General features: G+C 66.6%; 3 protein-coding genes. 1 reads left to right on the top strand and 2 read right to left on the bottom strand.

Annotated elements, in window-relative coordinates:
* Window positions 1-119 precede the first annotated feature (119 nt).
* Window positions 120-1,001 (bottom strand): helix-turn-helix domain-containing protein, encoded by an 882-nt coding sequence (locus ACCC94_RS28750; protein WP_413352990.1) that lies wholly within the window; start codon window positions 999-1,001, stop codon window positions 120-122.
* A gap of 89 nt (window positions 1,002-1,090) precedes the next feature.
* Window positions 1,091-2,137: an RNA methyltransferase gene (locus ACCC94_RS28745; RefSeq protein WP_413352989.1), complete on the bottom strand. Its 1,047-nt coding sequence runs from the start codon at window positions 2,135-2,137 to the stop codon at window positions 1,091-1,093.
* A 112-nt stretch (window positions 2,138-2,249) separates the two neighbouring features.
* On the opposite strand from ACCC94_RS28745, the gene ampC reads away from it, so the two are divergent.
* Complete coding sequence (ampC, locus tag ACCC94_RS28740; protein ID WP_413352988.1) at window positions 2,250-3,392, top strand: class C beta-lactamase; 1,143 nt, start codon at window positions 2,250-2,252, stop codon at window positions 3,390-3,392.
* Window positions 3,393-3,497: the final 105 nt, after the last annotated feature.

Raw genomic sequence — 3,497 nt, 5'->3', positions numbered from 1 at the left:
TGGGCTCGGAGATGTGTATAAGTGACTGCCTACGAAGAGCGCGCCAGGCCTGATCTGTAGGAGCGAGCTTGCTCGCGAACCGCACGGCACAGGTTCGAGGCGAAACGCAAAGCCTGGCGTCAGCCCCGCCCACCCTGCTTCGCCGTGGTCTTGGGATACTCGCCGAACAGCGCGAAATACGACTGGGAAAACCGCCCCAGGTGCCAGAACGACCACTTCATCGCCACCTCGGCCACGGTCATGCCGGATTCGGCGGCGGCCAGCAGGTCGCGCCGCGCGGCGTTCAGGCGGCGATTGCGCAACCAGACGATGGGCGGGATGCCGGCGTAATGCAGGAACGACTGCTGCAGCGTGCGCGGTGAAACGCCCGCCTTGGCGGCGAGATCAGCCATGCCGAACTGCTCATCAGGGCAATCGTTCACCACCTCCTTGACCCGCTGCACCACGCGCTTGGCCTGGACGATGGAGCGTGCGCGGCGCTCCTCTTCCAGCGGCGCTTCGCACAGCAACGAGAAACAGTGGGAGACGATACTCTGCGCCACACCCGGCGCATCCATCGGGTCGTCCCCCGTCGTGGCGCCGGTGAGCAGTTTGCTCAGCGAAGTCGCCACCGACTGGCAGTGCCCCGAGCGCAGCGGCGTCAGCACCAGTTCGGAGAAGGTTTCCGCCGGCTGGCCCCAGCTCGCCGCCTCCTTGATCACCACCGCCACCTCGCGGTAGTTCTCCGGCGTGACCCAGGCGTTGCGGGTTTCCCCGTCGAGCAGGTAGAGGGCGTTGTCGGACATGTCGAAGCTGAACACCAGCGCGCCGGGCGGGGCGTGGAATTCCTGCTCCACGCGCAGGTTCATCTGCTCCTCGTAGAGCTCGATCCCCTCGGCCTCGGCGTGCAGGATGCGCCCGGAAAAACGCCCGGCGGACATCTGCGTGTACTGCTGTTCCCAACCGGGAATGGCTATGCGCTGCTGATCTACTTCCTGTGCTTCGACAACCCGGATCGCCATACCCAGCCCTGCTGGTTTTTTCAGATGGGGAAGGCTAACAACCGGTGCGATACCTGTGCAAGATCTCGAACAGCAAAGCCGCGCGCCAATCATTCGCCCAAACGAGAAATCCGTCGACCGGTGCTGGCGATCAACCCGGTCGCCCGCGCGCGCAGCTGGCCGCAGCCGCCATCGACATCCTGCCCGGCGCTGTTGCGCACCTTGGTCAGCACGCCACGGCTGTGCAGGTAGCGGACCATTTCGACGATGCGTTCAGCGTCCGGGCGCTGGTACTGGTCGCCCTCCAGTGCGTTGAAGGGGATCAGGTTGAGCACGCCGAACTTGCCCTTGAGCAGGCGCAGGATGCCGTCGAGTTCTTCCTGGCTGTCGTTGATGCCCTTGAGCAGCGTCCACTGGTACTGGATCGGGTAGTCCGTAGCGCGCGCATAGGCCTCGCCCTGCTCCACCAGCTCCTCGGGAGTGAGCTTCGGCGCGCGCGGCAGCAGGTGCTCGCGCAGCTCGGCATTGCTGGTGTGCAGCGACAGCGCCAGGGCCGGCTTGATCCGCTGCTGCGGCAGGCGCTCGAAGACGCGCGGGTCGCCGACGGTGGAGAACACCAGGTTCTTGTGGCCGATGCCGCCGTCGGTACCCAGGCGGTCGATGGCTTCGAGCACGTTGTCGAGGTTGTGCGCCGGCTCGCCCATGCCCATGAACACGACCTTGTTCACCGGCCGCAGGCGCCGCGCCAGCACCAGCTGGGCGACGATCTCGGTGGTGGACAGCTGGCGCAGCAGGCCGCTCTTGCCAGTCATGCAAAAGCGGCAGCCAACGGCGCAGCCGACCTGGGTGGAGACGCACACGCCACCGCGCGGCAGCAGCACGCTTTCCACCATCTGCCCGTCTGCCAGGCGCACCAGCAGGCGCTCGGAGTTGTCGCCACCGGGATGACGCGAATGAAGGGTCGCCAGGGCTTCCAGCTCGGCGGCGATCTGCGCCACGCCGTTGCGCACGCTCAGCGGGAGGAAGTCCTCGGCCGCCTGGCGTTTGGTGCCCGCGTCCAGCGGCTTGCCCTGCAGCCAGGCGCGCAGCATCCGGCCGCGGTGCAGGGGCAGCGCGCCAAGGTCGGCGAGGCGTTGGTCGAGGTCACAGATTCGCATGGGGCGCGAATCCTACCATTGCCGTGCGCGCGGGCGTAGCGCTGCCGGTCTGGCTGGAGACCTGGCCGCAGCGGTGCTAGGGTCAGCCCATTGCACTGCCCAGGAAGTCGTCATGCACCGGACCGCCCCACTCGTACTCAGCTTTTGCTCCCTGTTCCTCGCCAGCCTCGCCCAGGCCGCCCCGCCGGATTTCGATGCCAAGGTCAACAAACTCGCCCAGCAGGTGATGCGCGAGCAGAACATCGCCGGCCTTGCCATCGGCGTCACCGATCACGGTGAGCAGCGCTTCTACAACTTCGGCGTGGCGTCGAAGGAGAACAGGCAGCCGGTGAGCAGCGACACGCTGTTCGAGATCGGTTCGGTGAGCAAGACCTTCACCGCCACCCTCGCCGGCTTCGCCCAGGCCGTGGGCAAGCTGAAGCTGGAAGACAGCCCGACGCGCCACCTCAAGGAGTTGCGCGGCAGCGCGCTGGACAAGGTGTCGCTGATCCACCTCGCCACCCACACCGCCGGGGGCTTTCCGCTGCAGTTGCCCGACGAGGTGAAGACGCCGCAGCAGCTCACCGACTATTACAGGAACTGGCAACCGCAGTACCCCGCCGGCACCCAGCGCAGCTATGCCAACCCCAGTATCGGTTTGCTCGGCATCGCCACCGCGCGCGCACTCGACGTACCTTTCAAGACCGCGATGCAGCGCAACGTCTTCGCACCGCTGGGCCTGAGCAACACCCACATCGACGTGCCGGTGACCCGCCAGGCCATCTACGCCCAGGGCTACGACAAGGACGATGCAGCGGTGCGGGTAAACCCCGATCAGATCGCCGACGAGGCCTACGGGGTGAAGTCCAGCAGCCGCGACCTGCTGCGCTTCGTCCAGGTACAACTGGGCGAGGTGAAGACCGGCGACAAGCTGCGCGCAGCGGTGGATGCCACCCGCACCGGCTACTACCAGGTCGGCCCGATGACCCAGGACCTGGTCTGGGAGCAGTACGCCTACCCGCCCAAGCTCGCCGAACTGCAGCAGTACAACGGCAGCAGCATGGTGCTGCAGAGCCAGCCGGTCACGGCGCTGCGCAAACCCTTGCCACCGCAGCAGGACGTCTGGGTAAACAAGACCGGTGCCACCGGTGGTTTCGGCGCCTACGTGGCCTTCGTCCCGTCGAAGCAGCGCGGCATCGTCATCCTCGCCAACCGCAACTACCCGAATGAGGTGCGGGTGAAGCTGGCCTGGGACATTCTGTCGAAGCTGAATTGATGCATTGCTTTTCGTAGGAGCGGGGGGGGGGGGGGGCCGCCCCCCCCCCCGGGGGGGGGGGGGGGGGGGCGCCGGCGCGGGGACAAAAAAAAAAAAGCCCCCCCC

Source organism: Pseudomonas sp. Pseusp97, assembly GCF_047304025.1.
Lineage (GTDB): Bacteria > Pseudomonadota > Gammaproteobacteria > Pseudomonadales > Pseudomonadaceae > Pseudomonas.
This window is presented reverse-complemented; position numbering and strand designations above follow the sequence as displayed.

Excerpts from the sequence above, each read along its gene's own strand:
- ACCC94_RS28745 (WP_413352989.1), bottom strand. The coding sequence starts at position 2,137 with ATGCGAATCTGTGACCTCGACCAACGCCTCGCCGACCTTGGCGCGCTG.
- ACCC94_RS28750 (WP_413352990.1), bottom strand. The coding sequence starts at position 1,001 with ATGGCGATCCGGGTTGTCGAAGCACAGGAAGTAGATCAGCAGCGCATA.
- ampC (WP_413352988.1), top strand. The coding sequence starts at position 2,250 with ATGCACCGGACCGCCCCACTCGTACTCAGCTTTTGCTCCCTGTTCCTC.